Annotated in this window: 5 protein-coding genes; 3 read left to right on the forward strand and 2 right to left on the reverse strand. The window is 71.0% G+C overall.

What is annotated here, in order from left to right; translation table 11 throughout:
- On the forward strand, positions 1–758 hold a 758-nt coding region (locus AC1D01_RS24110), incomplete at its 5' end, for an ion transporter (protein WP_477870847.1).
- A gap of 4 nt (positions 759–762) precedes the next feature.
- Here the strand turns inward: AC1D01_RS24110 and AC1D01_RS24115 are convergent.
- Positions 763–1638, reverse strand: coding sequence for a lipase family protein (locus AC1D01_RS24115; protein WP_477870849.1), 876 nt, complete (start codon positions 1636–1638; stop codon positions 763–765).
- A 164-nt stretch (positions 1639–1802) separates the two neighbouring features.
- Here AC1D01_RS24115 and AC1D01_RS24120 point away from each other — a divergent pair, with 164 nt between their 5' ends.
- Together AC1D01_RS24120 and asd are read left to right on the forward strand one after the other, a co-directional pair.
- Positions 1803–2711, forward strand: coding sequence for a dienelactone hydrolase family protein (locus AC1D01_RS24120; RefSeq protein ID WP_477870851.1), 909 nt, complete (start codon positions 1803–1805; stop codon positions 2709–2711).
- Between the two features lie 67 nt (positions 2712–2778).
- Positions 2779–3636 carry an archaetidylserine decarboxylase gene (gene asd / locus AC1D01_RS24125; RefSeq protein WP_477870853.1) on the forward strand — a complete coding sequence of 286 codons (858 nt, stop codon included), beginning with the start codon at positions 2779–2781 and terminating at the stop codon, positions 3634–3636.
- Here the strand turns inward: asd and AC1D01_RS24130 are convergent.
- Positions 3619–3924 (reverse strand): AAA family ATPase (locus AC1D01_RS24130; protein ID WP_477870855.1); only part of this gene is annotated, 306 nt, incomplete at its 5' end. The genes asd and AC1D01_RS24130 overlap by 18 nt on opposite strands.

Consider the following 3924-nt stretch of genomic DNA (forward strand, 5'->3'; position numbering starts at 1 on the left):
ACCTGGCGCTGGTGTGGCTGATCCTCGCGAGCGTGGCCGTGGTCATGCTCGACAGCTTCGCGTCGCTGCACGCGCGCTGGGGCGAGGTCTTGTCGGCGCTCGAATGGGTGTTCACGGTGCTGTTCAGCCTCGAGTACCTGGCGCGGCTCGCCTGCGTGCAGCGGCCCGGGCGCTATGCCGGCAGCGTGTTCGGCATCATCGACCTGCTGGCGGTGCTGCCGACCTGGGCCGCGCTGGTGGTGCCCGGCCTGCATGCGCTGATCGACGTGCGGGCGCTGCGCCTGCTGCGGCTGTTCCGCATCCTGAAGCTGGCTGCCTACATCGCCGAGTACCGCGCGCTCGGCGAGGCGCTGATGGCCAGCCGCCGCAAGATCCTGGTGTTCCTGAGCTTCGTGCTGCTGGTCACGGTGGTGATGGGCAGCCTGATGTATGCGGTCGAGGGGCCCGGCAACGGCTTCGACAACATCCCGGTGTCGATCTACTGGGCGATCTCGACGATGACCACCGTCGGCTTCGGCGACATCACGCCGAAGACCGGGCTCGGCCGCTTCATCGCGTCGTTCATGATGCTGGTCGGCTGGGGCACGCTCGCGGTGCCGACCGGCATCGTCAGCGCCGAGTTCACCGCGCTGCGCTTCAGGGGGCAGCCCACGCCGCCGACCACCCGCACCTGCCCGGCCTGCCTGACCGAGGGCCATGCCACCGGAGCGCGCTACTGCAGCGATTGCGGTGCGGCGCTGCCCGGCGTTCGATCCTGAGCGCTCAGAAGAACGCCCGCGCATAGTTGATCGGCGCATGGTCCGCCAGGTCGCGCAGCAGCACCGCGCCGGGCTTGCCGGCGTGCTCGCCGAAGTAGGCGGTGCGGGCGCGCATGCGGTCGTCGTCGACCCGTGCCGCATCGGGCCGCTCGACCAGCTCGCCGGCGCTCGTGATGTAGCTGGCCGGCGTCACGTGCGTGTAGGTGCGCAGGCTCGGCGGCAGGTCGGTGACCAGATCGCAGCAGTTGACCAGCCGGATGCGCTGCGGATTGCGCAGCCCTGCCGCAAACACCGCATCGCCGACACGCGGGGAGCCGAGCGTGACCAGCGTTCCCTCGTGCCACACCGAGGCGGCCAGCGTCGCGAGCGCCGCGCCCAGGCTGTGGCCGGTCAGCAGCAGCCCGTTGCGCGGTTTCGCATCGCCATCCAGCCAGTGGCCGATGCGCGGCAGCAAGGTGCGCGCCGCGCCGGCAAAGCCCACATGCACCCGCCCGCTCGCCTCGGGCCACGGCGTCGTCAGTGCATTCAGGTCGTTCGCGAGGTCCACCAGTTCGTCGGGCTGCGTGCCGCGGAAGGCCACCAGCACCAGTCCGTCGGATGGCCGCAGCGCCCCGAAGGCCTGCGAGCCGCTGCCCGCATCGGCGAACAGCCGCGGCGCATCGAAGCCGGCCCGCGCCAGCGCAGCGGCCAGCCGCTCGGCCTCGGTCTTCGAGCCCTCGGCACGCACGTAGGCCAGGCGCGCGGCCTCGGTGGCCAGTTGCAGCAGGGTCGGCTGCGCATCGGGCGTGAACAGCGTGGGCGCCCGCTCGGGCGAGTACAGGGCGGTGCGGCGGGGGTCGTAGGCGATCACGGGGCGCGGCAGAAGCAGGGAGACGCGCATTCTGCGGGCCACGCGGGCCGATGCCCGTACCTGCCTTGCGATGGGCGCGCAAAACCTGAGTTCTGTACGGTGGCAAATCGCAGCGCAGATGACAGGCCCGCCGTTTGCCGCTCAACTGCGCGACTCAGACCCTTCCCGTGTTCAACACCAGAGAGGACAACCCGATGGCCCAAGACAAGCCCCGCCAGACCGCGAGCGACTTCGATCCCGAGGTGCTGCGCCTGTTCGACAAGTACGTGCACGGCCAGATCGACCGCCGCGGCTTCCTCGACGGCGCCCGCAAGTACGCCGTCGGCGGCCTCACCGCCGTCGGCCTGCTCGAGGCGCTGAGCCCGAAATTCGCCGCCGCCGAGCAGGTGCCGAAGACCGACCCGCGCATCGCGGCCGAATCGGTCGAGATCCCGTCGCCGCTCGGCTACGGCAAGGTGCGCGGCTACCTGGTGAAGCCGGCGCGCGTCTCCGGCAAGCTGCCGCTGGTGCTGGTGGTGCACGAGAACCGCGGCCTGAACCCGCACATCGAGGAGATCACGCGCCGCCTCGCGCTCGAGAACTTCATCGCGTTCGCCCCCGACGCGCTGTTCCCGCTCGGCGGCTACCCCGGCGACGAGGACAAGGCCCGCGAGCTGTTCGGCAAGCTCGACCAGGCCAAGACGCAGGAGGATTTCATTGCCGCCGCCAACTTCCTGCGCGCCCACCCGCTGGGCAACGGCAAGCTCGGCGCGGTCGGCTTCTGCTACGGCGGCGGCGTCGTCAACCTGCTGGCCACGCGCGTGCCCGAGCTGGCGGCCGGCGTGCCGTTCTACGGCAACGCGCCGGCGCTCGACAAGGTGGCCGGCATCAAGGCGCCGCTGCTGCTGTTCTTCGCCGACAACGACGAGCGCATCAATGCCGCCTGGCCGCCGTACGAGGCCGCGCTGAAGGCCGCCAAGGTGAAGTTCGACGCCTACAAGTACCCCGGCACCCAGCACGGCTTCAACAACGACACCACGCCGCGCTACGACGACGCGGCCGCGAAACAGGCCTGGACGCGCACGATCGCGTTCTTCAACACCCAGCTGCGCACTGCGGGATGATCCTCGGGGGGCGCGCCCGGCGGCGTGGCTACACTGCGCAGCTTCGCCCAGCCTCGCGCCTCTCAAAGTGTCGGATCGTCTCGCAGTCCTCCCGCAGTACCTTCTCCCCAAGCAAGCGCTGACGCTGCTGGCCGGCCGCATCGCGTCGGCCCGCGGGGGCGCCTCGACCACGCGGCTGATCCGCTGGTTCGTCAAGCGCTACGGCGTCGACATGGCCGAGGCCGCCAACCCCGACATCGCCGCCTACCCGAGCTTCAACGAGTTCTTCACGCGCGCGCTGAAGCCCGGTGCACGGCCGCTCGCGCAGGCCGACCTGATCTGCCCGGTGGACGGCGCGATCAGCCAGTTCGGCCGCATCGAGCACGACCAGATCTTCCAGGCCAAGGGCCACCGCTACAGCACGACGGCGATGGTCGGCGGCGATGCGGCCCTCGCGGGTCAGTTCGACGGCGGCCACTTCGCGACGCTCTACCTGAGCCCGCGCGACTACCACCGCATCCACATGCCCTGCGACGGCCGGCTGCGCCGCATGATCCACGTGCCGGGCGCGCTGTTCTCGGTCAACCCGACCACCGCGCGCGGCGTGCCGGGGCTGTTCGCGCGCAACGAGCGCGTGGTGTGCGTGTTCGACGGCCCGCGCGGGCCGTTCGTGCTGGCGCTGGTCGGCGCCACCATCGTCGGCAGCATGGCGACGGTGTGGCATGGCGTGGTCAACCCGCCGCGCAGCGGCACGCTGCGCGAATGGCGCTACGACGACGATGCACCACCGGTCACGCTGAAGCAGGGTGACGAGATGGGGCGCTTCCTGCTCGGCTCGACGGTCGTGATGCTGTTCCCGGCCGGGCCGCTGGCCTTCAACCCGGCCTGGGAGCCGGCACTGCCGATCCGCCTCGGCGAGGCGATGGCCTCACTTCAGTCCGCCTGACAGGAACGCGCGCAGCCGCTCGCTGCGCGGCCTCGCCAGCACCTCGCGGGGGTCGCCCTCCTCCTCGACGACGCCCTGGTGCAGGAACATCACGCGCCGCGACACCTCGGCCGCGAACGCCATCTCGTGGGTGACGACGATCATCGTGCGCCCCTCGCCGGCCAGCTCGCGCATCACCTTCAGCACCTCGCCGACGAGTTCCGGGTCGAGCGCCGAGGTCGGCTCGTCGAACAGCATCACCTGCGGCTCCATCGCGAGCGCCCGCGCGATCGCGACGCGCTGCTGCTC

It is taken from the genome of Rhizobacter sp. P3_B12 (genome assembly GCF_056402895.1).

What these genes read in the sequence shown, in the direction of transcription:
- AC1D01_RS24120 (WP_477870851.1), top strand. Translation starts at nt 1,803, where the DNA reads ATGGCCCAAGACAAGCCCCGCCAGACCGCGAGCGACTTCGATCCCGAG.
- AC1D01_RS24115 (WP_477870849.1), bottom strand. Translation starts at nt 1,638, where the DNA reads ATGCGCGTCTCCCTGCTTCTGCCGCGCCCCGTGATCGCCTACGACCCC.